25 protein-coding genes and 2 pseudogenes are annotated in these 24,774 nt (G+C 64.6%); 13 read left to right on the top strand and 14 right to left on the bottom strand.

What is annotated here, in order from left to right:
• Positions 1 to 55 precede the first annotated feature (55 nt).
• Complete coding sequence (locus tag AADZ78_RS23860) at positions 56 to 1,918, top strand: PPE family protein (protein ID WP_085249627.1); 1,863 nt, start codon at positions 56 to 58, stop codon at positions 1,916 to 1,918.
• Between the two features lie 2 nt (positions 1,919 to 1,920).
• On the opposite strand, the gene AADZ78_RS23855 is transcribed toward AADZ78_RS23860, so the two are convergent.
• The 3 genes from AADZ78_RS23855 to AADZ78_RS23845 are packed head-to-tail and all read right to left on the bottom strand — an operon-like array spanning position 1,921 to position 3,030.
• Positions 1,921 to 2,217 carry a hypothetical protein gene (locus tag AADZ78_RS23855; protein ID WP_085249628.1) on the bottom strand — a complete coding sequence of 99 codons (297 nt, stop codon included), beginning with the start codon at positions 2,215 to 2,217 and terminating at the stop codon, positions 1,921 to 1,923.
• Positions 2,218 to 2,796 (bottom strand): hypothetical protein, encoded by a 579-nt coding sequence (locus AADZ78_RS23850; RefSeq protein ID WP_085249629.1) that lies wholly within the window; start codon positions 2,794 to 2,796, stop codon positions 2,218 to 2,220.
• Positions 2,797 to 2,820: 24 nt separating this feature from the next.
• The gene (locus tag AADZ78_RS23845) at positions 2,821 to 3,030 is read right to left on the bottom strand and encodes a hypothetical protein (RefSeq protein ID WP_139828576.1); all 210 of its coding nucleotides are present in this window, start codon (positions 3,028 to 3,030) and stop codon (positions 2,821 to 2,823) included.
• Between the two features lie 153 nt (positions 3,031 to 3,183).
• Here AADZ78_RS23845 and AADZ78_RS23840 point away from each other — a divergent pair.
• The 4 genes and pseudogenes from AADZ78_RS23840 to AADZ78_RS23830 form a co-directional block, all read left to right on the top strand.
• Positions 3,184 to 3,492, top strand: a pseudogene (locus AADZ78_RS23840) (alcohol dehydrogenase); the annotation flags it as partial.
• A pseudogene (locus tag AADZ78_RS23835) lies at positions 3,443 to 3,748 on the top strand (MOSC domain-containing protein); the annotation flags it as partial. The pseudogenes AADZ78_RS23840 and AADZ78_RS23835, both read left to right, overlap by 50 nt.
• Positions 3,732 to 3,944 (top strand): 2Fe-2S iron-sulfur cluster-binding protein, encoded by a 213-nt coding sequence (locus tag AADZ78_RS29290; RefSeq protein ID WP_169726251.1) that lies wholly within the window; start codon positions 3,732 to 3,734, stop codon positions 3,942 to 3,944. The pseudogene AADZ78_RS23835 and the gene AADZ78_RS29290, both read left to right, overlap by 17 nt.
• A gap of 105 nt (positions 3,945 to 4,049) precedes the next feature.
• Positions 4,050 to 5,414 (top strand): HNH endonuclease signature motif containing protein, encoded by a 1,365-nt coding sequence (locus AADZ78_RS23830; RefSeq protein WP_085249631.1) that lies wholly within the window; start codon positions 4,050 to 4,052, stop codon positions 5,412 to 5,414.
• A 5-nt stretch (positions 5,415 to 5,419) separates the two neighbouring features.
• Here the strand turns inward: AADZ78_RS23830 and AADZ78_RS23825 are convergent, their stop codons facing one another.
• From AADZ78_RS23825 to AADZ78_RS23810, 4 genes are read right to left on the bottom strand one after another with little or no spacing between them, the layout of a single operon-like run.
• Positions 5,420 to 5,497, bottom strand: coding sequence for a hypothetical protein (locus tag AADZ78_RS23825; RefSeq protein ID WP_239656391.1), 78 nt, complete (start codon positions 5,495 to 5,497; stop codon positions 5,420 to 5,422).
• A gap of 5 nt (positions 5,498 to 5,502) precedes the next feature.
• Positions 5,503 to 5,760 carry an SDR family NAD(P)-dependent oxidoreductase gene (locus AADZ78_RS23820; RefSeq protein WP_372510544.1) on the bottom strand — a complete coding sequence of 86 codons (258 nt, stop codon included), beginning with the start codon at positions 5,758 to 5,760 and terminating at the stop codon, positions 5,503 to 5,505.
• Positions 5,735 to 6,541, bottom strand: a complete 807-nt coding sequence (locus tag AADZ78_RS23815) for a family 1 encapsulin nanocompartment shell protein (protein WP_085249632.1) — start codon at positions 6,539 to 6,541, stop codon at positions 5,735 to 5,737. The genes AADZ78_RS23820 and AADZ78_RS23815 overlap by 26 nt, the downstream gene beginning before the upstream one ends.
• Positions 6,538 to 7,575 carry a Dyp-type peroxidase gene (locus AADZ78_RS23810; protein WP_085249633.1) on the bottom strand — a complete coding sequence of 346 codons (1,038 nt, stop codon included), beginning with the start codon at positions 7,573 to 7,575 and terminating at the stop codon, positions 6,538 to 6,540. Before AADZ78_RS23810 ends, AADZ78_RS23815 begins: the two co-directional genes overlap by 4 nt.
• Before the next feature lie 6 nt (positions 7,576 to 7,581).
• On the opposite strand from AADZ78_RS23810, the gene AADZ78_RS23805 reads away from it, so the two are divergent.
• Positions 7,582 to 8,847 carry a M18 family aminopeptidase gene (locus AADZ78_RS23805; RefSeq protein ID WP_085249634.1) on the top strand — a complete coding sequence of 422 codons (1,266 nt, stop codon included), beginning with the start codon at positions 7,582 to 7,584 and terminating at the stop codon, positions 8,845 to 8,847.
• Between the two features lie 14 nt (positions 8,848 to 8,861).
• Complete coding sequence (locus AADZ78_RS23800; RefSeq protein ID WP_085249635.1) at positions 8,862 to 9,206, top strand: VOC family protein; 345 nt, start codon at positions 8,862 to 8,864, stop codon at positions 9,204 to 9,206.
• On the opposite strand, the gene AADZ78_RS23795 is transcribed toward AADZ78_RS23800, so the two are convergent.
• Entirely contained in the window at positions 9,200 to 9,856 is a 657-nt protein-coding gene (locus tag AADZ78_RS23795) for an acetyl-/succinyl-CoA transferase (RefSeq protein WP_085249636.1), read from the bottom strand. The two genes, AADZ78_RS23800 and AADZ78_RS23795, sit on opposite strands and share 7 nt — an antisense overlap.
• Positions 9,857 to 9,921: 65 nt before the next feature.
• Here AADZ78_RS23795 and purL point away from each other — a divergent pair, with 65 nt between their 5' ends.
• The gene (purL, locus tag AADZ78_RS23790; RefSeq protein ID WP_139828586.1) at positions 9,922 to 12,198 is read left to right on the top strand and encodes a phosphoribosylformylglycinamidine synthase subunit PurL; all 2,277 of its coding nucleotides are present in this window, start codon (positions 9,922 to 9,924) and stop codon (positions 12,196 to 12,198) included.
• A 100-nt stretch (positions 12,199 to 12,298) separates the two neighbouring features.
• Positions 12,299 to 13,255: a phosphodiesterase gene (locus AADZ78_RS23785; RefSeq protein WP_085249638.1), complete on the top strand. Its 957-nt coding sequence runs from the start codon at positions 12,299 to 12,301 to the stop codon at positions 13,253 to 13,255.
• On the opposite strand, the gene AADZ78_RS23780 is transcribed toward AADZ78_RS23785, so the two are convergent.
• The 3 genes from AADZ78_RS23780 to AADZ78_RS23770 form a co-directional block, all read right to left on the bottom strand.
• Entirely contained in the window at positions 13,200 to 14,789 is a 1,590-nt protein-coding gene (locus tag AADZ78_RS23780; RefSeq protein ID WP_085249639.1) for a stealth family protein, read from the bottom strand. The two genes, AADZ78_RS23785 and AADZ78_RS23780, sit on opposite strands and share 56 nt — an antisense overlap.
• A 206-nt stretch (positions 14,790 to 14,995) precedes the next feature.
• Positions 14,996 to 16,243, bottom strand: a complete 1,248-nt coding sequence (locus AADZ78_RS23775) for a haloacid dehalogenase-like hydrolase (RefSeq protein WP_085249669.1) — start codon at positions 16,241 to 16,243, stop codon at positions 14,996 to 14,998.
• A gap of 25 nt (positions 16,244 to 16,268) precedes the next feature.
• Positions 16,269 to 17,483: an MCE family protein gene (locus AADZ78_RS23770; protein WP_085249640.1), complete on the bottom strand. Its 1,215-nt coding sequence runs from the start codon at positions 17,481 to 17,483 to the stop codon at positions 16,269 to 16,271.
• A gap of 19 nt (positions 17,484 to 17,502) precedes the next feature.
• Here AADZ78_RS23770 and AADZ78_RS23765 point away from each other — a divergent pair, with 19 nt between their 5' ends.
• The 3 genes from AADZ78_RS23765 (at position 17,503) to purM (ending at position 20,742) form a co-directional block, all read left to right on the top strand.
• Positions 17,503 to 17,892, top strand: a complete 390-nt coding sequence (locus AADZ78_RS23765; protein ID WP_085249641.1) for a sterol carrier family protein — start codon at positions 17,503 to 17,505, stop codon at positions 17,890 to 17,892.
• Positions 17,893 to 18,029: 137 nt separating this feature from the next.
• The gene (purF, locus tag AADZ78_RS23760; RefSeq protein ID WP_085249642.1) at positions 18,030 to 19,556 is read left to right on the top strand and encodes an amidophosphoribosyltransferase; all 1,527 of its coding nucleotides are present in this window, start codon (positions 18,030 to 18,032) and stop codon (positions 19,554 to 19,556) included.
• 85 nt (positions 19,557 to 19,641) lie between these two features.
• Positions 19,642 to 20,742, top strand: a complete 1,101-nt coding sequence (gene purM, locus AADZ78_RS23755; protein ID WP_372510546.1) for a phosphoribosylformylglycinamidine cyclo-ligase — start codon at positions 19,642 to 19,644, stop codon at positions 20,740 to 20,742.
• Between the two features lie 28 nt (positions 20,743 to 20,770).
• On the opposite strand, the gene AADZ78_RS23750 is transcribed toward purM, so the two are convergent.
• Together AADZ78_RS23750 and AADZ78_RS23745 are read right to left on the bottom strand one after the other, a co-directional pair.
• Entirely contained in the window at positions 20,771 to 20,956 is a 186-nt protein-coding gene (locus tag AADZ78_RS23750) for a DUF3073 domain-containing protein (RefSeq protein ID WP_085249643.1), read from the bottom strand.
• Positions 20,957 to 21,091: 135 nt separating this feature from the next.
• Positions 21,092 to 22,183, bottom strand: a complete 1,092-nt coding sequence (locus tag AADZ78_RS23745; protein WP_085249644.1) for a YgfZ/GcvT domain-containing protein — start codon at positions 22,181 to 22,183, stop codon at positions 21,092 to 21,094.
• Between the two features lie 136 nt (positions 22,184 to 22,319).
• On the opposite strand from AADZ78_RS23745, the gene AADZ78_RS23740 reads away from it, so the two are divergent.
• Positions 22,320 to 23,192, top strand: a complete 873-nt coding sequence (locus tag AADZ78_RS23740) for an aminodeoxychorismate lyase (protein WP_085249671.1) — start codon at positions 22,320 to 22,322, stop codon at positions 23,190 to 23,192.
• Positions 23,193 to 23,239: 47 nt separating this feature from the next.
• Here AADZ78_RS23740 and AADZ78_RS23735 read toward each other — a convergent pair whose 3' ends face one another.
• Positions 23,240 to 24,760, bottom strand: coding sequence for a sensor domain-containing protein (locus AADZ78_RS23735; protein ID WP_085249645.1), 1,521 nt, complete (start codon positions 24,758 to 24,760; stop codon positions 23,240 to 23,242).
• Positions 24,761 to 24,774: the final 14 nt, after the last annotated feature.

Here is a 24,774-nt window from a genome sequence, read left to right as displayed (position 1 = left end):
TAATTGCTGCCACTGCGGGAGTGGATGTCGTGGTGGGGCGAGTCAAGGAGTCGTGATGGCGAATTTCGCTTTGCTGCCGCCGGAAATCAATTCGGCGTTGATGTTCACCGGTGCGGGGCCGGGGCCGCTGCTGGAGGCCGCGGTGGCCTGGGATGGGTTGTCCTTCGAGCTGGGTGCGGCGGCGTCCTCGTTCAGTTCGGTGACTTCGGGTTTAGCAAGTCAGGCGTGGCAAGGTCCGGCGGCGGCAGCGATGGTAGCGGCGGCCGCACCCTATGCAGGTTGGCTGGACGCGGCCGCGGCACGGGCTGCCGGCGCGGCGGGACAGGCCCGGGCGGTGGCCAGCGTCTTTGAGGCGGCACGCACGGCGATGGTCCAGCCGATAGCGGTGGCTGTCAACCGTTCTCAGATCGTTTCGCTGGTGTTGTCGAACCTGTTCGGGCAAAACGCGCCCGCGATCGCGGCCGTCGAGGGCAGCTACGAGGAGATGTGGGCCCAGGACGTGGCCGCGATGGTCGGCTATCACGCCGGCGCGTCCGCGGCGGCTGCGCAGTTGACGTCGTGGCAACAGTCCCTGCAAAGCCTGCTCGGGATCCCCGAGAACTGGGGCGTCGGCAACAAGGGCAGTAACAACGTCGGCAACGGCAACACCGGCAACCAGAATGCGGGTAACGGGAACATCGGGAGTTCCAACCTGGGCAGTGGAAATACCGGCAATTCCAACATGGGCAGCGGAAACAACGGCAATTCCAACATTGGTGGCGGCAATCACGGCGATACGAACATCGGTGGTGGTAACTCCGGCACCGGAAACGTGGGCGGCGGCAACAGCGGTAAACAGAATGTGGGGTTCGGCAATGCGGGGACAGGGAATATCGGCGGTGGCAACAAGGGTGACGGAAACATTGGCTTCGGAAACGTCGGCCCTACCGACACTGCGGCCCACTCCAACATCGGTAGCGGAAACACCGGCAGCTTCAACAGGGGTTCCGGGAACACCGGCGATGGCAACTGGGGCTTCGGCAATACCGGCAATGGCAATATTGGCTTCGGCAACACCGGCAACGGCAACATCGGCATCGGGCTCACTGGCAACAATCAGATCGGCATCGGCGGTCTGAACACCGGCAGTGGCAACATCGGCTTCGGCAATTCAGGCAGCGGCAATATCGGATTCTTCAACTCCGGCAACAACAACGTGGGCTTCTTTAACTCGGGCTTTGCCAACACGGGCTTTGAGATTTCGGGAACGAACAATACGGGCTTCCAAACCACGGGTGGCACCGTCACCGGCGCCTGGAATACGGGTCTGAACACCACAGGCTTCGGAAACACGGGCGGGGAAGTCACGGGCGCGTTCAACGCGGGCCGCTACACCACGGGCTTCTTCAACTCCGGCGAGCAGGTCACCGGCATGTTCAACTCGGGCAAGTCCTCGACCGGGTTCTTCAATTCAGGACATGCCAACACCGGGTGGGCCAATGCCGGTGCGGTAAACACCGGATTCGGCAACTCCGGCAATACCAACACCGGCGGCTTCAGCTCGGGCAACCTAAACACCGGTTTCGGAAACGTGGGTAACGGCCCCGGGCTCAGCTCGGGTTTCGCAAACACCGGTACTGGCACATCGGGTTTCTTTAACCAGGGCAACAACGCCTCAGGCTTCACGAACGCTGGTGACGACACCTCGGGTGCCCGTAACGCTGGGCCTGATGCTTCTGGCTTCAACAACTCGGGCTTCGGCGGCTCGGGTTTCCAGAATTCCAGCGATCGCGGTTCGGGCTTCTTCAACAGCGTCAACAATGGCGTGGGTTTCCAGAACTCTGGCTTCTTCAACACCGGCATCCGTAACTCGGGCGTCGGAAACGTAAGTAGCTTCCCCCCCGATGATCACGGGCACTCGGGCTTCTTCCACCGGTGAGCTCAGTGGTTGTCGATCAGCATCGCTGAGTACTTGCGCAGGTCCGCGTCGGGCACCAGCGTGAATCCGCCGTAGTCCTGGTACAGCTCGATGCTTGTCGCGCCGTTGGAGACGCCGTAGGCGATGACGCCGGCGAGGTCGGATGGTGATGCCGCGCCGGTCTGGAATTCGACCTCTGCGCCGCTGCGCTTCATCGCCGCGTAGATCGTCTGCAGGTCCTTGTCCACCTTTGCCTGCACATCGAGATCGTGGTTGTCGAACACACAGCGATCCCCGGCACGCTTTCGGCGGTCCGCCATCTACGAGAGTGTGAAGTTCACATCGTGCACCGGCTTGCCGCTATCGGTGTCCTTGAACGGGTTCAGTGGCGTCTCGAAGCGCGTTGTCTTCCAAGGTGCGTAGTCGTCGACGATGTTGTTCAGACACGCTTTGTAGTTTGCATCGGTCATCCCGGCCTTCCGAAGCGGGTCGAGCGCGCCCGGATGAGTGTCGATGGAAAACGGCTCGGCGGTGAACATCATGCACGAGGTAACCGCGACCTCGTGGACGAGCGGGTCGGCGTCGTACTTGGCGGCGAGCAGCTCCTGCAGGTGCGCCCAGGCCTTGTGGTAGGCGTCGCTCCACACGTGCCCCAGGTCGCGGTTCTTGGAGTTGCCTTGGCCGTTGGTGTGGACTACTCCGATTTTTCCGCCGCTCGCCTGCATGACCCAGTCGGGCGCCCAGAAGCCGCCCCAAACCCGGATCTTCACGGCGAGCGGCGTTTTCGGATTGTCCTGGTTGTACTTTCGAACGGCGGCCAGACCCTGGTCGATCTCGTTGTTGTCCGCGAGGCCGGACGTGGCCGTCGGCACCAGCGAGCGCCACGACGCCAAGATCACGATGCCCTGCAGCAGACCGGTCTTCTAGCGCACCGTGTCGAGCGAGTTGTCGGGCTCGCCGAGGACCGGTGCGAACTTGTAGGCGCCCATGGAGATGAGCCCACGCAGCGGCTCCTTGATGGCGGCGTCGGTGAGCCGCACGGGTTGTACGCGTGGCTTAGACGGCCAAACGCAGACGATGAACGCCAACAGCGCCGTGACCAGGGCCAGCCGGGTGGAACGGTTGCTCCGCACCAGCAGAGGGTAGCGGAATAGCCGGCAGTTTCACCACCACCGCCGCCCGAACTCTGTTTGCTTCTGCGATGTGGGCGGCCAGGTCGGTCCGTTTTGCCTCGACGCGTGACGCGCCCAGCTCTTCCAGCATGGAGAACCGTTTGATGCTGCGCGGGCCTCGGTCGAACCATCAACGGCAGCTATGCCGAATACACCCGCGTGCATGCGGCAAATGTCGCCCTCATCGAGTCCGACCTGCCATGGTCACAGTTGGAAGCACTGCCGGAAACCTATGCGGTCGCGTGGACCTGCTTGTCCCGCAATCTCAACCTGAAGGCGCGACAGACACTGGTGATCCGCGGCGCCACGTCATCCTTCGGCCAGGCCGCACTCAAAATGCCAGTCGCCGCGGGTGCCCGCGTCACCGCTACGGCTGTATCAGATGGAGTCGTACGACTTTTGGAAGTCGTACCTGCATCGAGACGATCTCAAACCTGGGCACTTCGGGGAGAACTTCACCGTCACTGGACTCGCGGATGACGAGGTCTGCATTGGGGACCGGTACCGCATCGACGGCGCCGAATTCGAGGTCACCCAACCGCGCGTCACGTGCTTCCGGGTTGGCATGGGTCTGGGCGAACCCGAGATGCCCAATCTGCTTGTCTCGCAGCATCGCCCCGGCTTCTACTTCCGGGTCATCACCGAGGGCGAGGTCCGAGCCGGTGACGCCATTGCGCGGCAGCATCCTTGAACCCGCTGACGCATTCGACGTGCCGACGCGGTTCTCCTGCCGCAGCGGAGTGTGTCATGTCTGTGTCACCAGGGTTGTTGCCGGACGGGCCAAGTACGTCCAATCGCCGCTCGAGCAGCCGGGCAGCGGATCGGTACTCATCTGTTCTGCCGCAACGGAAACCGAACTCGTACTGGATCTTTAGGCGGCGTTTTGTCGGCAGGTCCGACCGGAAAATCCCTTGTGTCACTTTAGTTTCACCTGTCTCAACGTAGGCGTTCTTGTCGGTGGCCGTTCGTAGTATGCAGGCATGAGTTCGAGCACGCGTGAGGACATTGTTGAGGTCTTCGACGCACTCGATGCCGAGCTGGATCGCTTGTGCGGCCTGGCGTTTGATGTGTTGACGACGCCCGAGCGGTTGCGGGCGTTGGAGCGCCTGGAGCGGGTGGCGCGTCGGTTGCCGGTGCCCGGGCATGCGTTGATCAATCAACTCGCTGCGCAGGCCAGCGAGGAGGAGCTGGGCGGCACGCTGGGCTCGGCGTTGGCCGATCGGCTGCGCCTCACTCAAAAGGAGGCCAACCGGCGCATCGCCGAAGCCGAAGAGCTGGGTGAGCGTCGCGCATTAACGGGCGAGCCGTTGCCCCCGCAATTGTCCGCCACCGCGGCGGCCCAGCGCGCCGGGCAGATCGGCGCGGGCCACGTGCGCGAGATCCGCACGTTCTTCAAGAAGCTGCCCGCCGCGGTGGATCTGTTCACCCGCGAAGCCGCCGAAGCCGATCTTGCCGACAAGGCCAGCAAGTACCGGCCCGATCAGCTGTCCAAGTACGCCGGCGTGCTCCTGGACTGCCTCAATCCCGATGGCACCTACACCGACGACGACCGGGCCCGACGGCGCGGGATCACCATCGGCAACCAGGAATTCGACGGCATGTCGCGCCTCAGCGGCCTGATCACCCCGGAGCTACGGGCCACCCTGGAAGCCGCCCTGGCCAAATTGGCCGCCCCGGGCATGTGCAACCCGCTGGATGACACCCCGTGTGTGGACGGGGAAGCCACCGAGGAGGCGGTGCGCCGCGACACCCGCAGCCAATCCCAACGCAATCACGATGGGCTGCTGGCCGGCCTGCGCGGACTGCTGGCCAGCGGCGAGCTGGGTCAACACAACGGACTGCCGGCCAGCATTATCGCGACCACCACGCTGCAAGAGTTGGAGGCCGCGGCGGGCCGGGGCCTGACCGGTGGGGGCACCATCTTGCCGATATCGGATGTCATCCGTTTGGGCCGCCACGCAAATCACTATCTGGCGCTCTTCGACAAGGGCAAGGCCGTGGCGTTGTATCACACCAAGCGGCTGGCCTCGCCGGGGCAGCGAATTGTGTTGTATGCCAAGGATCGTGGCTGCTCGGCGCCGGGTTGCGACGTGGCGGGCTACTACTCCGAAGTCCATCACCTCACCCCGTACGCCCAGTGCCGCACCACCGATGTCAACGACTTGACCTTCGCCTGCGGCGGGCATCACCCACTGGCCGAAAAGGGCTGGACCACCCGCAAAAACGCCAGAGGCGACACCGAATGGATCCCACCACCACACCTTGATCACGGACAACCGCGAACGAATAGCTTCCACCACCCCGAAAAGCTGCTGTACGACGGGGATGACGAGGACCCAGCGTAGCTAGGCTAGGGCGCGATCGCTTGCTGCCCGCCGGTCACGTGCAAGACCGCGCCGTTAATGTAACTGGCCTCTGGTGAGCCCAAAAAGACTACTGCGTTGGCGATTTCGCGCGCAAACGTGCCTTGCCGCTTGCGTTCTCGATCTCCCGCACCACACCGGCGCCGCGTTCGGCACTTCGTCCGTGCACGACGACTTCGCTGCCAAGAGCAGCCAGTTGTAGAGCAATTTCGCGACCAATACCCGCCGTGGCACCCGTGACCAGTGCGGTGGAGCCGGCAAATGTTGTTGTCAGCTCCCCGAAAGCACACGGGCGTTGGGATTTATTCCGGCTTCGGGCTGAGCGCAACCGATGCCTCGGACGTGTAGCACAGGAACGTCAATGTCTCCTGCAGGTACAACTGCACCGTATCGGCGTCATGGCTGAGGTAACCGATCGACACATCGGTACCCAACTGTAGGTCGAAGTCACCGCCGCGAGTGGTCAACACGAAAGCACCGTCGATGGCCGGCGCCCAGATGATTTCCCCGTCGACGAGCCGGTTCAGATGCTCGCGGATGGGATAGCCGTGTTCGGTTGTTTCGCTGACCTTGGTGTAGACGTCGGCGCTCAACAGCACCGAATACGGCCCGTCCACACCGGCCAACCGCAGTTCCGACAACGCCTGGCTGATCACGTCAGGAATGTCGCGCGGGTCGTCGGGCAAGGTCAGCGCGGGGTTCGAGCTCGCGTGCCGGATACCCTCGATCGACGCGGGAGCGTAACCCTCGAAGATGCTGCGGTCCTCGACGAAGGCCAACTTCTTGGCTGCCTTCTTGACCGGTTCCCAATCGGAGTCCTTCGAACCACGCTCGACGTCGTCGATCTCATTGCGCGACAAGGTAAACGGAACTCGCAGGCGGATCAGGGGTTTGCTATCCCGCAGGTGGGCGATCACGCCGTCGGTGGGCGCCTGCACGTCGATCAGCCGCCCGGTGCTGACCGCGGCGGTGACCGGTCCACCGGGCTCGCTGACGTCGACGACCCGGCGACCCGCGATGTGGCGTTTGAACGTGCGGGCGGCCTCCAATTCGATGTCTGCCCAAGCGGATTCGGTGACCGGTGCGAGATCGCGGTACAAATTGTTCATCGAGATGTTCCTTTCAGGCTGCCGATCCCGAGTGATCCGTCGTCAGAAGCAGGAGTATCTGCGGGGGCTCTCACCTGCCCGCCGGGCAGGGGCGGTGGATCGTCGAGGAAGTCGATGGTGGGGGAAAAGAACAGTCCGCCGGTGACCGCAATGGAGAAGTCCAGGATGCGGTCGGTGTTGCCCGGTGGATCGCCGAGAAACATGTTGCGCAGCATCTGTTCGGTCACCGCCGGGGTGCGGGAATAGCCAATGAAGTAGGTGCCGTACTCACCCCTGCCAACTTCCCCGAACGGCATGTTGTGCCGCACGATCTTGCGCTCGGTGCCGTCCTCGTCGGTGATGACATTGAGCGCGACATGTGAGTTCGACGGCTTGACGTCGTCGCCGAGTTCGATGTCATCCAGCTTCGTGCGGCCGATCACGCGTTCCTGCTCGGTGGCCGATAGCGATTCCCACGAGGCCATGTCATGCAGGTACTTCTGCACGTGTACATAACATGAGCCCGCAAAGTCGGGATCCTCATCACCAATCGTGGTGGCGCTGACGGCGATTGGGCCGCCAGGGTTTTCGGTGCCGTCGACAAAGCCCAGCAGATCACGGTTGTCGAAGAACCGGAACCCATGCACCTCGTCCACAACGGTCACCGCGCCGGCCATCGACTTGACAATGCGGCCGGCCAGCTCGAAGCAGACGTCCAACGTCTCGGCGCGGATGTGGAACAACAGGTCGCCCGGAGTAGCCGGGGCGACGTGCCGCGGCCCGGCCAGCGGGATGAACGGATGCAGCTCGGCGGGCCGAGGTCCGCTGAATAGTCGGTCCCAGGCGCCGGACCCGATCGAGGCCACCACCGACAGGTGTTTGGTCGGGTCACGGAAGCCGATCGCGCGCACCAGACCGGACAAGTCCGGTAGTGCATCGTGGACCATCGCCTCGCCACCGTCGTTGATCGTGACCACCAGGAAGATGGCGGCTGGCGTCAACGGTGCCAGAACCGGCTGGGGCTGAACAGCGGGCACAGGCTTGATGCTAGACATTGCTACATGGCGGCCACTGCACAGGGTTTATGCGAATTCATCGATGAGTCCCCCTCGCCGTTTCACGCGTGCGCGACCGTGGCCCGACGGTTGCTCGATGCCGGATACATCGAACTCAACGAAGCCGACCCTTGGCCGGGCCAACCGGGCCGCCACTTCATCGTCCGCGCCGGCTCGCTGGTGGCATGGAATTCCCACGGACACCAAGAAAGTCACGGAGCCTTCCGGATCGTCGGCGCCCACACCGACAGCCCCAATCTGCGGGTCAAGCAACACCCGGACCGGCAGGTCGCCGGTTGGCAGGTGGTGGCCCTGCAGCCGTACGGGGGAGCGTGGCTGAACTCCTGGCTGGACCGTGACCTGGGCATCAGTGGACGATTGTCGGTGCGAGACGGCGCCCGGGTCACTCACCGGCTGGTTCGGATCGACGATCCGATCCTGCGGGTGCCGCAGCTGGCCATTCATCTGGCCGAGGACCGCAAGTCCGTCACGCTGGATCCGCAACGGCACATTAACGCGGTGTGGGGGATCGGCCGGGAAACGGGTTCATTCGTGGGCTACGTCGCCGAGCGCGCCGGTGTGCCCGCATCCGACGTGCTTGCCGCGGACCTGATGACGCACGACCTGACCCCGTCGGCGGTTATCGGCGCCGACGCCAGCCTGCTCAGTGCGCCGCGGCTGGACAATCAGGCGAGCTGCTACGCGGGTCTGGAAGCCCTGCTGGCCGCGCAGCCGCGCGACAACGTGCCGGTGCTGGTGATCTTCGACCATGAGGAGGTGGGATCGACCTCAGACCACGGCGCACAGTCCAACCTGCTGATCACCGTGCTGGAACGCATTGTGCTCGCCGGCGGAGGCAGCCGGGAAGACTTCCTGCGGCGACTGCCCGTTTCGCTGCTGGCCTCCGCCGACATGGCACACGCCACGCATCCCAACTACCCCGAGCGCCACGAGCCCGGCCATTTGATCGAGGTCAACGGTGGACCGGTGCTCAAGGTGCACCCGAACCTGCGGTATGCCACCGATGGCCGCACTGCGGCGGCATTCGCGCTCGCCTGTCAGCAGGCCGGCGTCGAGCTGCAGCGCTACGAGCACCGCGCCGACCTGCCGTGCGGGTCGACGATCGGGCCACTGGCCTCGGCTCGCACCGGAATCCCCACCGTCGACGTCGGCGCCGCTCAGCTTGCGATGCACTCCGCGCGGGAACTGATGGGCGCTCACGATGTCGCCGCCTACTCGGCGGCACTGCAAGCGTTTCTGTCGGACGGCTGACCTACCATCCGGCTATGGCACTCACCGTAGAGATGGTCACGTTCGACTGCAGCGACCCGGCGAAATTGGCCGGCTGGTGGGCCGAGCAGTTCGGCGGTACCACGCATGAGCTCGCGCCCGGCGAGTTCATCGCGGTGACCCCGCCGGAAGGACCCCGCCTGGGATTCCAGAAGGTGCCCGACGTGACGCCCGGAAAGAACCGGGTGCACCTCGATTTCGTTGCCGCGGATGTGGACGGCGAAGTGTGCCGGCTGACGGCGGCTGGCGCTAGCGAGCTGGAACGGCACAAGTTCGACAACTTCCGCTGGGTGGTGCTGGCCGACCCCGAGGGCAACGTGTTCTGCGTGGTAGCTCAGTAGTCAAGACCAAAAAGCGGCCGGCAGCGGTCGAAACCCTCGACTTGCACCTCGACGGTCCGATGCCGTTGCCAGTCCTCCCGGATCAACCGGAACCGCAACTGCTGCACGGCCTCTTTTCCGGAGACTGCCTCGCGCACCACTTGCTCCACGCCGTTGTCGCGGTAACCGTTGCGGCGGGAAACAGCGATCGAGGCCGGATTATCGACATACGACGCCGAGGTCGCGGCCTGAGCCCCAAGCTCGGCGAACGCGAAATGCAATGCGGCTGCCCGCATCTCGGTGCCGTAGCCCCGGCCCTGGTAACCCAATCCAAGCCATGAACCGGACTCAACCTGGCGCGCGACAGGGAAATCTTTGGCGGATAGGTCTTGCATGCCGACGGCCCTGCCGTCAACGACAACCGCGAATGGCAGCGCCCAGTCGTCCTGTGTGAAGCGGGCCATCTCGCGCCACACATACGACAGCGTGTTGAAGGGCAGGTCGGCCCGCGGCGCCCGGGTCCAGGGGACCGAAAACGGCATGCGGTCGGGGTCGTGCACGCCCTCGAGAATGGTGTCGATCAGCTGGTCGATCAGCTCCTCGGTGGGAAGGCGCAGTTGCAGGCGCGGCGTGGTGATCCGCAGGTCGAACAGCGGCCAGTGGCGGGACATTGGAGCATTATGTAGGACTTTCGGCGCCACCCTAGACTGTCTCCGTGACGAGCGCGCGCACCCACGTGATTGACACCGTCGACCACGCCGCCACCACCCCCGACCAACCGCAACCATTTCACGAGCTGGGCCTCAAAGACGACGAGTACCAGCGGATTCGCGACATCCTGGGACGCCGGCCCACCGACACCGAGCTGGCGATGTACTCGGTGATGTGGAGCGAGCACTGTTCGTACAAGTCGTCCAAGGTCCACCTGCGCTACTTCGGTGAGACCACCACCGATGAGATGCGCGCCAGCATGCTGGCGGGGATCGGCGAGAACGCCGGCGTCGTCGACATCGGCGACGGCTGGGCCGTCACCTTCAAGGTGGAATCGCACAACCACCCGTCCTACGTCGAGCCCTACCAAGGCGCAGCCACCGGCGTCGGCGGCATCGTCCGCGACATCATGGCCATGGGTGCGCGACCGGTGGCCGTCATGGACCAACTGCGATTCGGCGCCGCCGACGCTCCCGATACCCGCCGGGTGGTCGACGGCGTAGTCCGCGGCATCGGCGGCTATGGCAACTCACTGGGCCTGCCCAACATCGGCGGCGAGACCGTCTTCGACGCGTGCTACGCCGGCAACCCGTTGGTCAACGCGATGTGCGTGGGGGTACTGCGCCAGGAGGATCTGCATTTGGCGTTCGCCTCAGGCACCGGCAACAAGATCATCCTGTTCGGCGCGCGCACCGGGTTGGACGGCATCGGTGGGGTGTCGGTGTTGGCCTCGGACACCTTTGGCGCTGAAGACAGCAGCGGAGCGGCCCGCAAGAAGCTGCCGTCGGTCCAAGTTGGCGACCCCTTCATGGAGAAGGTGCTCATCGAATGCTGTCTGGAGCTTTACGCTGGGGGCCTGGTGATCGGCATCCAGGATCTGGGGGGAGCCGGATTATCCTGCGCCACATCGGAGTTGGCATCTGCCGGCGACGGTGGCATGGCGATCCAGCTTGATACCGTGCCGTTGCGGGCCAAGGAGATGACTCCCGCCGAGGTACTCTGCAGCGAGTCGCAGGAGCGGATGTGTGCGGTGGTCGCTCCGGAAAACGTCGACGCCTTCATGGCGGTGTGCCGCAAGTGGGAGGTGCTGGCCACTGTGATCGGCGAGGTCACCGACGGTGACCGGTTGCGGATCACCTGGCATGGCGAGACCGTCGTCGACGTGCCGCCGCGGACCGTTGCCCACGAAGGGCCGGTGTACCAACGCCCGGTCGCCCGTCCGGAGAACCAGGACGCGTTGAACGCGGACCGCTCCACCGGTCTGCCACGGCCCAAGACCGGGGACGAGTTGCGCGCGACTTTGATTGCGCTGCTGGGCAGTCCGCACCTATGTAGCCGTGCGTTCATCACCGAGCAATACGACAGGTATGTGCGCGGCAACACCGTGCTGGCCGAGCATGCGGACGGCGGCATGCTGCGCGTCGACGAGTCCACCGGCCGCGGCATCGCGGTGTCGACCGACGCGTCGGGTCGCTACACCCTGTTGGATCCTTACGCGGGTGCCCAACTCGCGCTGGCCGAGGCGTACCGCAACGTCGCCGTGACCGGCGCCACCCCGGTCGCGGTCACCAACTGTCTCAACTTCGGTTCACCCGAAGATCCCGGTGTGATGTGGCAATTCGCGCAGGCGGTGCGTGGGCTGGCCGATGGCTGTGCAGCCCTTGGGATTCCGGTGACTGGCGGCAACGTCAGCTTCTACAACCAAACCGGGTCGGCGGCGATCCTGCCCACGCCAGTGGTCGGCGTGCTCGGCGTTATCGATGACGTCGCCCGACGCATTCCCACGGCATTCGGCACCGAGCCGGGCGAAACCCTGATGCTGCTGGGCGACACTCGCGACGAATTCGATGGCTCCATCTGGGCGCAGGTGACCGCCGACCATCTGGGCGGGCTGCCGCCCACGGTGGACCTGGCGCGCGAGAAGCTACTGGCAGACGTGTTGAGCTCGGCATCACGAGATGGATTGGTATCTGCCGCGCATGACCTGTCCGAAGGCGGCCTGGCCCAAGCGATTGTGGAATCGGCGCTGGCGGGTGAAACCGGTTGCCGCATAGTGCTGCCCGAGGATGCCGATCCGTTTGTACTGCTGTTCTCCGAATCGGCGGGTCGGGTTTTGGTAGCCGTGCCACGCACCGAGGAAAGCCGGTTCCGTGCGATGTGTGAGGCGCGGGGATTGCCCGCGGCCCGCATCGGTGTCGTCGACCAGGCATCGGATGAGATCGAGGTTCAGGATCTGTTCACCGTTTCCCTGGCCGAGCTGCGCGAGACGTCCGAGGTGGTCTTGCCGCGCTTATTCGGATAGGTGGCACAGCTCACAATTGCGCGGATGTCGTCGGCGGCGCCGCTATGATTGTTGGCTCGCGACCAAAACCAACAATTGATGGAAGGGTGTGGCACCTCCGGTGCACAGACTTAGGGCCGCGGAGCATCCGCGGCCGGATTACGTTCTCCTACATATCAGCGACACTCATCTCATCGCAGGGGATCGCCCGCTTTACGGAGCGGTAAATGCCGACGATCGGCTTGGCGACCTGCTTCAACAGTTAAATCACTCCGGGCTCCGTCCCGATGCGATCGTCTTCACCGGCGATCTGGCCGACAAGGGCGAGCCGGAGGCATATCGCAAGCTTCGCGACCTGGTTGAGCCGTTCGCCGCCGAGCTGGGTGCCGAGCTCGTCTGGGTGATGGGCAACCATGACAACCGTGCGGAAATGCGCAAGTTCCTGCTCGACGAGGCGCCTTCGATGGCGCCGCTGGACTGCGTGCGGATGATCGACGGCCTGCGCGTCATCACGTTGGACACCTCGGTGCCGGGACATCATCACGGCGAAGTCAGCGCGGCGCAACTGGACTGGCTAGCCCGAGAATTGGCGACATCAGCGCCGGACGGCACCATTTTGGCGCTGCATCATCCGCCGATTCCGAGTGTGTTGGACATGGCCGTCACCGTGGAGCTGCGCGATCAGGCCTCCCTGGGTCGGGTGCTCAAGGGAAGCGACGTGCGCGCCATTTTGGCCGGGCACCTGCACTACTCCACGAATGCGACCTTCGTCGGGATTCCGGTGTCGGTGGCGTCGGCTACGTGCTACACGCAGGATCTCACGGTTGCCACTGGAGGAACGCGCGGCCGAGACGGCGCTCAGGGCTGCAACCTGGTACACGTCTACCAAGACACCGTCGTGCACTCGGTGATTCCGCTTGGTGGCGGACAAACTGTGGGCACGTTTGTTTCGCCCGCGCAAGCCAAACGCAACATCACCGACAGCGGCATATTCATCGAGCCGTCGCGGCGCGATTCACTGTTCAAGCACCCTCCGCTGGTGCTGACACGGTCGGCACCGCAAAGTTCGGCCGGCTGACGTCCGCGGCGACTTTCTCCCACGGCGCCGGTATCGGAAAGTAGCGCTCCAAGAAGTTGACAACCCGTTCGGCACGCTCGGCGGCTGGGACTTCGGGAAAGCTACCGTCGTTGAGACAGAAGAAGTCGTAACCGCGTCGCTTCCGTAACTCAGGAAGCAGATTCAAGCCCGCGTAGCTGGTGGTGTCTACGTAGCGGACTCTGGCCTTCTCCTGTTGGACGGCGCGTCCGGTCATCAGCGCGTAGTAGTGATAGAACGAGTTGGTCACCGAGATGTCGGTGCCCGACCGGAACGCACTGGCCTGAGTGCGGGCGAATTCTTCTGGGAATTCTCGCTCCATCTCGATCAGCACGCTCTTGCGCAACGGCACCGCGGTGTGCTCGAGATGGCGGGTAATGACCTGCCCGAACCGCTCGAACAGCAACTCGCGGTTCACCCGGGCCGCATTCTCGAAGCCACTGCGCGTGGGATCGTTTGCGCCCAGCCCGATCCGGGTCTTGGCTTCGATGAACCGGGTGACACCTCCCGGAGAGAAGAACATGCTGGCCTTGAGCGGTCGGCCAAAGAACATGTCGTCATTGGAGTACAGGAAATGCTCGCTGAGATCGGCGATGTTGTGCAGCTGACTTTCCACCGCATGCGAGTTGTAGGTGGGTAACGCGGCACGATCGGAAAAGTGGTCCTCGGCGCGCACAATGGTGATTTTGGGGTGCTCGGCCAACCATGGCGGCGGCAACGAATCCGTCGCAATGAAGATGCGGCGGATCCACGGAGCAAACATATTTACCGAACGCAGTGCGTATTTCAACTCGTCGATCTGCCGGATCCGCGCTTCGGCGTCGTCGCCTTCACCGACCACGACTTGCGACATTTGCGCCGCGCGCCGCGCACGGAACTCCGGATCACTGCCGTCGACCCAGGAGAACACCAGGTCGATATCGAATGTCACGTCGCTGGCGTGCGGCGTGAACATCCCCTCGATGGTGGCCCACTTGTACCCGTACAGCTTGACGCTTGTCGGGACTAGCTCAGTGCGTGGCAGCACCTTGCGGGTAAGCGAGTTTTCCACCGGGCAGCGGATCAAGGTCTCCTCGAACACCCAAAATTGGAGCTCCACCCCGAACGCTGGCCCGTAGCGAAATCCTCCAGGCGCAATCCGTCGTCGATACAACCGCACGATGCGCGGGTCGACCAGCCGAGAGAGCCCACCGGTGGCCACCAGAACCGGGGAAAGGCCGCGTTCATCAATGGTTTTGGCGTACATCGGTTCCGCGGCGCAGGCGGCGCCCAGCGCACGCTCTAACGCTGGGCGCAGCTCGATGTTGATCGCGAGCACCGGCCGGTTCTTGTGGTTGCGGATCAGCAGAAACGGAATATCGGCCTTGTTCAAGACCTTTCGTAGAAACACCAGATCCTCGATCTGTGCCTCATGCGGGGTCAGGCTGGATTCCAGACGCGCGATCTTGCCGCGCCGGGTGACGATGATGGGATTCATGGCGGGCCGACCGCCGTCGCGCGACATGAGCTTGGGCATCGGAACACCGCCTTAGGGACCTTGGGGGAAATGTGACTACGGCACCGAGAGGATCTCATAGATCGGACGTCAGCGCATGGTGGAGTCAGCGCATTTGCACGGACTTCACATGAAGTTGTGCGGTATGTTGATAATGCTTGCAGCACAGCAGATTTAGCGTGTCTTCGACATCTTCTGTAAACGTGCCCGTTGCATGTGCGTCATGGTCAGTATACCCGGTCGGGCTGGTCGGGGACGATGCTGCCGTCGGGTTGCAACAGCGGTCCCTGGCCGCCGTCGGGCTCGTCGAAACCCTGGGTAGCACACGGATACGGCGGGCTCATCGGAAGCGCCTGGATGAATGTCGGGTTGACCAGCCACCGGCCGTCGGAGTTGGCGTAGGCCCGGCACATCAGCTCGATCTGGTTGCGATTGAGAACCAGCCGCAATGCGGTGGCGTCCGAGATGAAGGTCACATCGCCGTCGGAGTCGCCAGCGCCGAACGCCTGGCGCCGACCCTGTGGCAGTTGCTGGAATGCCGCCGCGTCGGGCACGCCGAACACCTGCTCATTGACCCGGCAGCGCTTGCCTTCGTTGTAGGGGATCGATGGCTCACCGCCGCACGTCGCTAGGCGCGCCGTCAGGACGTCGCCGTCGTATACGGTGCGAACACCCATCACGCGGTCGGCGGCGATACCGACGTCAGCGGCCCAGAGCCGGACGATCGGCTCGGCCGAGGCGGAGACGACACGCACGTCGAATCCATTGGCCTGCAGGGTTGCGACGAGATCTCGCATCTGTGCGTAGTAACGCACCCAGCCGATCTGGTGGGATGTGCCAACCGTCTGCTCGGCCTTCTCGGGGGCGTCCAGATTCTCCTGGCGGGCCGCAGCGGCGAATCCGGTTACCTCCGTCTCGCTCCAGCCGGCCAGCAGTTGCGCTGCCCAGGCATCGGAGGGCTGCATGCGGCGATGATTGAAGTTGCCGAATGCTGTTGCCCCTGAGCGGGTCTCGCGGTTGGTGTAGACCGACACCAGCTCGTCCGCACATCCAGCGTTGGCGCCGGTGGGCAACGGCTGGCCGGGATCGGCGAGTTCGCCACAGGCGGCGGCCAGCGAAGCGGCGGCTCGCGGTGTGAGGTATGCGCTGGTGGTGGTCCAGTCCCGGTTGGCGGGTTGACGGATTTTGGAGTTGCGCACCATCCAGAAGAATGTCGCGTTGCCGATGTCGTTTCGCACCATCGTGTTGTCCCAGTCGAACAACGCCAAAGGGGCGCCGTTGGTGACGGATCCGGCCTTACCGCAGGTGCCCAGTTGCCTAATCATGGCGTCAATCCGGTCTCGATTATCGCCATACCATCCGGGATCGGCGGCCAGGATCGGGCATCCGGGGCCGGGCCTGGTTGCACCTGGACGTCCGTCGGTGCATCCCGTGAGCGCCAGGAGGCCACCAATCACAGCAACGAGCGTCCGCAATGGCAGCAGTGTCATGTGCCAATCTTCAGGGATTGATGGTGTTGTCGCCTACCTGGCGGCCCCACACGTAGTCGTTGACGACCGGTGAACCGACTTCAAAGTGGTTGTACGGTGCCAAGCTCACGCCGACGTCCATTACCAGAAACGGAGCGGGCCACAAGTCGCGAGTGATCTTTTGCCAGCATCCTGGTCGCCCACCGGGTCCCCCATGTGCGTTCATCCGGGGCAAGTTTTCCGGCCATATATAAGGATTAGGCGCGCCCGAGATGGCGCCCGACGAGGCTGCCCCCAGCGCATATCCGTTAAAGCCGAGTGCCTTGCGTATCCTAGGCGCCACTTCGTCGTAGTTGCGGATGGTGCAGACAATCTCGGGACTGTACTCGTCCAGCAGCTGGCCGGTGGGAACGAGATCGGCCGCCCCCCGCGCCAGATATGGCCCGGCCCGCCCGAAGACATCGGAGCCGGTATTGCCCAATCCGGCCGCCGCCAGCAACGCCGCGTCCAAATCATCCCGCTGGCGGTTGACGGACTGTGCCGTGGGCACCGCGTGGTTCAGCGCATCCCACAGGTCGGGTGCGGCGTAGGCGTAGATGTCGCCCAGAGCCGCTAGCTGCGCTATGTCGTGGCGGACTTGCGGCATCCGCGGGTTCACTTCATCAAGGGTCACGTTGCCGTTAAGCAGGGCGGTGCCGAACTTGTCGCCCAGCCCGCTGAGGGCCTGAGCGGCCGCGCTGAGCGTCAAATTGACCTTGACCGGATCGACTTTCTCGGCGATCGAGGTCAGCGTCTGGAACAACGTATTGAACTCCGTTGTCACCCTTGTCGCATCGATCGTCGTCGACGATGTGACGTGTTGTGGTGCAGGGTTTTCCGGGGATTTCAGGGACACATATTTGTTGCCGAAGACGGTGGTGGCCTTGATTTCGCCGACCACATTGGTCGGAATCGAGCTGAGGTACTTCGGATCCACATCCAGCACCAGTTGAGCCATTGGCACGCCGTCGGGCGCAATCTCCGAAATGCTGGCCACCCGGCCGATCTGCACGCCGTTGTAGGTGACCTTCGCGCCCGGATCCGTCACCAAACCAGCCCGCGGAGCTCTCATCGTCAATTTCGTCTTCGGGGTGAAGTTCCCCCGAAACTGCCAGTACAACGCCGTACCGGCGAGCAGCAACACCATCAGCGCAATCAGCCCGATGGTTCGGTACGGTGGCCGACTTCGCAGACGGCGACGCTCCATGATTCTGAGACCCTAAGCTATGGGCACCCGCAATAAGACCGATCCGGCAACCACTCGCCAGTCCGTGTTGGCAATCGCGGACTGGCTGCGCGACGAAAAGTCTCCGGCGCCCGACCGGGACGCTCTGGCGACGGCGGTGCGGCTCACCGCGCGCAGTCTCGCTGCGCTGGCCCCCGGCGCCAGCGTGGAAGTCCGAATTCCGCCGTTTGTCGCGGTGCAGTGCGTGTTCGGGCCAAGGCACACCCGCGGCACCCCGCCCAATGTCGTGGAAACCGATCCGCGGACGTGGCTGTTGCTAGCCACCGGCCTGCTGCGGCTGGCTGAGGCGACGCAGACGGGGGCGTTGACCCTTTCCGGGTCCCGAGCCCGCGAAATCCAGCATTGGTTGCCGCTTGTGGATCTGACCTGAAATAGGGGGTTGAACTGCGGTTTTGTGGGCAATGGGCAGTTGTCCGGTGCTAACACGCGCGTTTGATTCGGCGACGGGGCCATGGTGCCCGTAGACTCCATATCGTCACCAATCGCGCCCCAGGGAGCCGCCAAACCGTGACCGTCCAGCAGCCCGAGCAGGACCTGAACTCACCCCGGGAAGAGTGTGGTGTATTCGGGGTCTGGGCCCCCGGTGAAGATGTCGCCAAGCTCACCTACTACGGCCTGTACGCGTTGCAGCATCGCGGCCAGGAAGCCGCGGGAATCGCGGTCGCCGACGGATCCCAGGTGTTGGTCTTCAAAGATCTCGGCCTGGTCAGCCAGGTGTTCGATGAGCAGACTTTGGCGGCCATGCAGGGCCACGTCGCCATCGGACACTGCCGGTACTCGACGACAGGCGACACGACGTGGGAAAACGCCCAACCCGTATTCCGCAACACCGCCGCCGGCACCGGGGTTGCGTTGGGACACAACGGGAATCTGGTCAACGCGGCTGCGCTAGCGGCCCGCGCACGCGATGCGGGTTTGATCGCCACGCGCTGCCCGGCCCCGGCGACAACTGACTCTGACATCCTCGGCGCGCTGCTGGCCCATGGGGCCGCCGATTCCACGCTGGAGCAGGCGGCGCTGGATTTGTTGCCGACGGTTCGCGGAGCGTTCTGCCTGACGTTCATGGACGAAAACACGTTGTATGCCTGCCGCGATCCGCATGGGGTCCGGCCGCTGTCGCTGGGACGGCTGGATCGCGGCTGGGTGGTGGCCTCCGAAACGGCCGCGCTCGACATCGTCGGCGCTTCGTTTGTTCGTGACATCGAGCCCGGAGAGTTGCTCGCGATCGATGCCGACGGGGTGCGTTCCACGCGGTTCGCTAACCCCACGCCGAAAGGCTGCGTCTTCGAATACGTTTACCTGGCCCGGCCCGACAGCACGATCGCCGGCCGGTCGGTGCACGCCTCTCGGCTGGAGATCGGTCGTCGGTTGGCTCGTGAATGCCCGGTGGATGCCGACCTGGTGATCGGCGTGCCGGAGTCTGGCACCCCGGCCGCGGTTGGATACGCGCAGGAGTCCGGCATTCCCTATGGGCAGGGCTTGATGAAGAACGCCTATGTCGGACGCACATTCATCCAGCCGTCACAGACGATCCGGCAGCTCGGCATCCGGCTGAAGCTGAACCCGCTCAAAGAGGTGATCCGCGGCAAGCGGCTCATCGTCGTCGACGACTCGATCGTGCGGGGCAACACCCAGCGCGCCCTGCTGCGAATGCTGCGCGAGGCCGGTGCCCTCGAAGTGCATGTGCGAATCGCTTCACCGCCGGTGAAGTGGCCATGCTTCTACGGCATCGACTTCCCGTCGCCGGCTGAGTTGATCGCCAACGCAGTCGAAGACGAGGGGGAGATGCTCGAGGCGGTCCGGCATGCCATAAACGCCGACTCGTTGGGCTACATTTCGCTGCGTGGTCTGATCGCCGCGACCGAGCAACCCGCCTCACGGTTATGCACGGCCTGCTTCGACGGCGCGTACCCGATCGAGCTGCCCGGCGAGACCGCACTGGGCAAGAACGTCATCGAGCACATGCTCGCTAATGCGGCTCGCGGCGCCGCGCTGGGTGATCTGGCTGCCGATGAAGTCCCAGTTCGGCACTGACGAACGGCTGCCGTAAGCGGTCGGTATGACTGCAGCGGCTGCTGATACCGGCGGTGCGCGCGGCCCGGTAGCCTTTATCGCGATGATGGAACCCCTAGATAGCTCTGAAACCTCCGGACGAAGTTCGAGCAACCAGGGCATCACCTACGCCTCTGCCGGGGTGGATATCGAAGCCGGTGACCGCGCTGTCGAGTTGTTCAAGCCGCTAGCCACCAAGGCCACCAGACCTGAGGTGCGCGGCGGGCTAGGCGGATTCGCCGGATTGTTCGCCCTGCGCGGTGGCTACCGCGAACCCGTGCTGGCAGCCTCCACTGACGGTGTTGGCACGAAGCTCGCGGTGGCGCAAGCGATGGACAAGCATGACACCGTCGGCCTCGACCTGGTCGCTATGGTGGTCGATGATCTGGTGGTTTGCGGCGCCGAGCCGCTGTTCTTACAGGACTACATCGCCGTCGGCCGAACGGTGCCCGAGCGACTAAGCGCGATCGTCAGCGGCATCGCCGAGGGCTGCGTGCGCGCCGGCTGCGCATTGCTGGGCGGCGAGACCGCTGAACACCCTGGCTTGATGGAACCGGACCATTACGACCTCTCGGCCACCGGCGTCGGCGTGGTCGAGGCCGACAACATCCTCGGGCCCGACCGCGTCAAGCCCGGTGACGTCATCCTCGCGATGGGGTCGTCCGGTCTCCATTCCAACGGCTACTCGCTGGCCCGCGCGGTTCTGCTGGAGATCGACCGGATGAACCTGGCTGGATACGTGGAGGAGTTCGGTCGCACCCTGGGCGAAGAACTACTGGAGCCCACCAGGATCTACGCGAAGGACTGTTTGGCGCTGGCCGCCGAGACGCATGTCCGTACGTTTTGTCACGTCACCGGCGGTGGGCTGGCCGGCAACTTGGAGCGTGTCATCCCGCACGGGCTGGTCGCCGAGGTAGACCGCGGCACCTGGACACCCGCCCCGGTGTTCGCCATGATTGCGCAGCGTGGCCGGGTCACGCGGGCCGAGATGGAAAAGACGTTCAATATGGGCGTCGGCATGATCGCTGTGGTCGCCCCCGAAGACACCGACCGCGCCTTGGCGATACTGACCGCGCGGCACCTGAACTGCTGGGTTCTGGGGACCGTTTGCAAGGGCGGAAAGGCAGGCCCGCGGGCCAAGCTGGTCGGGCAGCACCCGAGATTCTAAGAACCGGCCCTAAAGTGGGCAAACAGTTCTAACGGCGCCAGTCGTCCTCGTCGTACCAAGCATCGTCGGGGTTGTCGCCGTCCACCCGGTCTGATTCGTCGGTGCTCGTCCCTGACAGCTCGCGTTGAAGCCGCTGGAAGTCGGTCTGGGGGGAGCTGTATTTCAGTTCTCGAGCAACCTTGGTCTGCTTTGCCTTAGCCCGGCCGCGGCCCATGGGGGAACCCCCTCGCGAAATAACGGAGCGGCCTACGAGGAGGCGGCTCCGATCTCTTAGTGTCGTTATTGTCCTGTCGCTAGTTTACCGTGCCTTGTGGGTGGGCGTGGGTGCGGCCTGCCTGCCGTGTGGACGCTATCGGGTTTGTCCGCGCAACCGCTCGACGGCCAGCCGTCCGGCGCCCACGTCGTCGGCGGGTGGCACCGACTCGATGTCGATCACCGCGGCGACGTCGGCTTCCGGACCCGTCACCAACGCGGTGTCCGCCGGCAAGCCCCTCTTGACCAGGGCCAATGCCACCGGACCCAGGTCGATGTGCTCGACCACCGTTCCCAGCCGTCCGACTGTGCGACCGCCGGCCAGGACCGCGTCACCGGTGGACGGCCGATCGGCGGACCCATCGAGATGCAGCAACACCAGCATTCGGGGCGGCCTGCCAAGATTGTGCACCCGGGCGACGGTCTCCTGCCCGCGATAGCAACCCTTGTCGAGATGGACGGCGCCTTCACCCGGACCGCCGATCCAACCCACTTCGTGGGGAATGGTGCGTTCGTCGGTGTCCACGCCCAGTCGCGGCCGCAGGGCCGATACCCGGTGCGCTTCGTAGGTCCACACACCGGCCGGCCGCGCGCCTGCCCGCGTCAGCCGTTGCTGCCAGTCGGTCGACTCTTTGCGGGACACCAGCAAGTCCAGTTCTATTTGGCCGGCAGGCGAGCCCGGCATCCGGCGCACAAAACCACCATCCAGTGGCACGGCCGTCGTCTCCGTGGGCAGTGCAGCCAAGCCCAGTGCGTCAAGCAGGGGCCGGTCCGCCAACCGCGGGCCCAGGAGCGACAGCACCGCAATGTCCGCGCTGCCTGGGGTGACGTCGGACCAGAACACCATCTTGCGGAGGTAGTCCAGCAGCGGTTCACCCCGCCACGGCTCGGTATCGAGATAGGTGGTGCCCCCTAGCTCGGTCTGTACCCAGTGGTCCTCGACTCGGCCCTGGCCGTCGAGACTGAGATTCTGTGTGCTGGCGCCGTCCGGCAGTGCGCTGACGTGTTGTGTGGAGATGCTGTGCAGCCAGGTCTGCCGGTCGCTACCGGTCAGCGTGAGTACGGCTCGATGCGAGCGGTCCACCAGCACGACATCGGTGTCTGCCGCCCGTTGCTCGCCCAGGGGATCGCCGTAATGCCAGATCGCACCCGCGTCGGGTCCGGGATTCGGGGCAGGAACTGCTGTCATTTGCGCCGCTTCTCCTCACCGATTTTGTCGCTGCGCGCCATATCGTCGCCGGCGGGGGTCACACAACAACTCTACGGAGCTGCGCACCACGTCCGGCGGTCACGGCCGGCCATTAGGCTCGTCATTCATGGCTGGTGTGGTGGTCACGCTCGACGGCGACATCCTCGAGTCGGGAACGCCTTTGCTGTACGCCGACGACCTGGCCGCGGTGCGCGGCGATGGTGTCTTCGAGACGCTGCTGGTGCGCGACGGCGCCGCCTGCCTGGTGGAGCCGCACCTGCAGCGGCTGACTCAATCAGCCAAACTGATGGATCTGCCGGAACCGGACCTCCGAAGCTGGCGGCACGCGATCGACGTGGCCGCACGGCGCTGGGTAAGGGGTACCAATGACGAAGGTGCGATGCGACTGATCTACAGCCGCGGCCGCGAGAGCGGTTCGGCGCCGACGGCGTACGTGATGGTCAGCCCGGTCCCCGAGCGGGTGGCTACCGTCCGGCGCGATGGCATATCGGCGATCACGCTGAATCGCGGGTTGCCGGCCGTCGGGGTCGACTCGATGCCCTGGTTGATGGCCGGCGCCAAGACACTGTCCTACGCGGTGAACATGGCCGTGCTGCGCCACGCCGCCCGACGGGGCGCCGGCGACGTGATTTTCGTCAGCTCGGACGGCTACATACTGGAAGGCCCACGTTCGACGGTGGTGATCGCCACCGACAGCGACGACCGGGCGGGCGGCAACCCCTGCCTACTGACCCCGCCGCCGTGGTACCCGATTCTGCGGGGCACCACACAACAGGCGCTGTTCGAGGTCGCCCGCGCCAAGGGCTACGACTGCGACTACCGAGCGCTACGGATCGCGGATCTCCTTGAGGCCCAGGGAATCTGGTTGATCTCGAGCATGACCCTAGCTGCCCGCGTGCATACGCTTGACGGCCGGCGATTGCCGCCTGCCCCGATCGCCGCGGCGTTCGCCGAACTGGTGGACGCCGCCATCGTCAGCGATCGCTGAGACTGCAGCCACGCTGGGCCGTTCCATGTCTGCACGACCGACGGCGGCTACTTCTTGGCCTTGTTGCCCATCTGCTCGGCAATCTTGCCGGCTCCGTCGGTGATATCCGGCCCGCAGGCCTGGACGTCAATGACGACATCATCCACCGCGCTCAGCGCATGCTGGCAGGTCCGGCCGCTGCCATCGGCCAGTGTGCGCACTTGCGTGATCGTCGGTGCGCCCCCGGTTACCTCCCCGACGTTCCACTCGGCCGCTTTGCCCGAGCTGCTGAACCTGACGGTCTGGTTGGCGCACGCCCGCCATTTTTCCGCCGACGCCTCGACGAACGCACGAGCCTTCTCGGCCGACGGGAAGATCGCCGCGGCTTCGACCACCCGGTGACCCGCGTCGCTTCCCGCCGTCTTGAGCACCTCGCTGCGCACCGAGGTGGGCCCGTAGGGCCGATACAGGCTCTCCTCGAGCGGCTCGAAAGTCCCCAGACAGTCGGGGTTTGACAGCGTTCCCTGCTGCGCGCGCAGCTGATCGCCGCGTCCTGAGGATTCCATGTTCGGGTCGCCCAAAATGGTGCCGATCTCGTCCGCGCCGAGCAGGACCGACTCGATGCGCGATGACGAGGCCGGCGCCGCGGCCGCCGAGCCGCCGGCCTTTGCAGCCGGCTTCTGCCCGCCCCCTCCCTGAGTGGCGAAGACCGCGACCAGCACGATCGCCACGACGGCGGCCAGGGCGGCACCGCCGATGATCAGCAGCCGCTTATTCAATCCACCGCCGGCCGTGGCACTTGGCGGCGTGGGCGAGAGGCGTTGCCCCGCGGGTGGGCGCGGCGGCGTCGCCGGCGCGGTGCCTGCGCCCGCGGGCGGCTGCGGTTCTGTCTTGGCGGCGGGAGTTGGCGACGGGCCCGCTGTCGGTTTGTCTTTGGCGTCGATCTCGGCCAGCACGTTGTCGATTTCGCTCCGAGTGCGGTAGGTGACATCGTGCCGCATGCGCAGCATGCGCAGCAGCTGGGCGATGTCGCTTCGCGCGCTGGGGTCGTCGCCGTCCTCATCGAGCCCGGATCGCAGCTCCACCAACAATTGGAGCTGCTGCTGCGGGCTGAGTTCCTTCTCCGACAGGGTGTTGCCCAACCGCATGATGTAGCCGAACGGCACCGGTGGCTCATCCGGCAGCGGCGACGGAAGCGGCCCAGCCTTGTCGCGTAGCGCATGGATCGCAGTGACCAGTTGAATGCCGGCATCAACGGTCGGTTTCTGGTAGTCAATGATCTGCAGCGTCGAGACGGGGTTAACCCGAACGCTGTCGACCGGTCCCACCTTGACGGGAAGGATCGGCCGATTCAGGGCCTGCGCGTAGCGCAACTCCGCCTGACTGGGCTTGGACTGTAGCCAGTTGTTAGACAGCGCGACGATGAATACCTCACAGGACCGGATCTGCTCCAGGATCGCGTTCCACCACGCGTCGCCACCGCCCAACTCTTGGTCGAACCAGACCTGTTGCTGAGCACGCTTCAGCGCGGTCGTCAGGGCTTCGAGCGACGACCTGTCTTGGCTCGAGTAGCTGATGAATATGGCCATTCTTGGTCTCCTCA

The organism is Mycobacterium riyadhense, from assembly GCF_963853645.1.
In the GTDB taxonomy this organism is placed as follows: Bacteria; Actinomycetota; Actinomycetes; order Mycobacteriales; family Mycobacteriaceae; genus Mycobacterium; species Mycobacterium riyadhense.
This window is presented reverse-complemented; position numbering and strand designations above follow the sequence as displayed.

Bases quoted from the DNA above. Each gene is read 5' to 3' on its own strand.
- AADZ78_RS23860 (WP_085249627.1), top strand. From the start codon at position 56: ATGGCGAATTTCGCTTTGCTGCCGCCGGAAATCAATTCGGCGTTGATG.
- AADZ78_RS23855 (WP_085249628.1), bottom strand. From the start codon at position 2,217: ATGGCGGACCGCCGAAAGCGTGCCGGGGATCGCTGTGTGTTCGACAAC.
- AADZ78_RS23830 (WP_085249631.1), top strand. From the start codon at position 4,050: ATGAGTTCGAGCACGCGTGAGGACATTGTTGAGGTCTTCGACGCACTC.
- AADZ78_RS23815 (WP_085249632.1), bottom strand. From the start codon at position 6,541: ATGAACAATTTGTACCGCGATCTCGCACCGGTCACCGAATCCGCTTGG.
- AADZ78_RS23810 (WP_085249633.1), bottom strand. From the start codon at position 7,575: ATGTCTAGCATCAAGCCTGTGCCCGCTGTTCAGCCCCAGCCGGTTCTG.
- AADZ78_RS23805 (WP_085249634.1), top strand. From the start codon at position 7,582: ATGGCGGCCACTGCACAGGGTTTATGCGAATTCATCGATGAGTCCCCC.
- AADZ78_RS23800 (WP_085249635.1), top strand. From the start codon at position 8,862: ATGGCACTCACCGTAGAGATGGTCACGTTCGACTGCAGCGACCCGGCG.
- AADZ78_RS23795 (WP_085249636.1), bottom strand. From the start codon at position 9,856: ATGTCCCGCCACTGGCCGCTGTTCGACCTGCGGATCACCACGCCGCGC.
- AADZ78_RS23780 (WP_085249639.1), bottom strand. From the start codon at position 14,789: ATGCCCAAGCTCATGTCGCGCGACGGCGGTCGGCCCGCCATGAATCCC.
- AADZ78_RS23770 (WP_085249640.1), bottom strand. From the start codon at position 17,483: ATGGAGCGTCGCCGTCTGCGAAGTCGGCCACCGTACCGAACCATCGGG.
- AADZ78_RS23765 (WP_085249641.1), top strand. From the start codon at position 17,503: ATGGGCACCCGCAATAAGACCGATCCGGCAACCACTCGCCAGTCCGTG.
- purM (WP_372510546.1), top strand. From the start codon at position 19,642: ATGGAACCCCTAGATAGCTCTGAAACCTCCGGACGAAGTTCGAGCAAC.
- AADZ78_RS23750 (WP_085249643.1), bottom strand. From the start codon at position 20,956: ATGGGCCGCGGCCGGGCTAAGGCAAAGCAGACCAAGGTTGCTCGAGAA.
- AADZ78_RS23745 (WP_085249644.1), bottom strand. From the start codon at position 22,183: ATGACAGCAGTTCCTGCCCCGAATCCCGGACCCGACGCGGGTGCGATC.
- AADZ78_RS23735 (WP_085249645.1), bottom strand. From the start codon at position 24,760: ATGGCCATATTCATCAGCTACTCGAGCCAAGACAGGTCGTCGCTCGAA.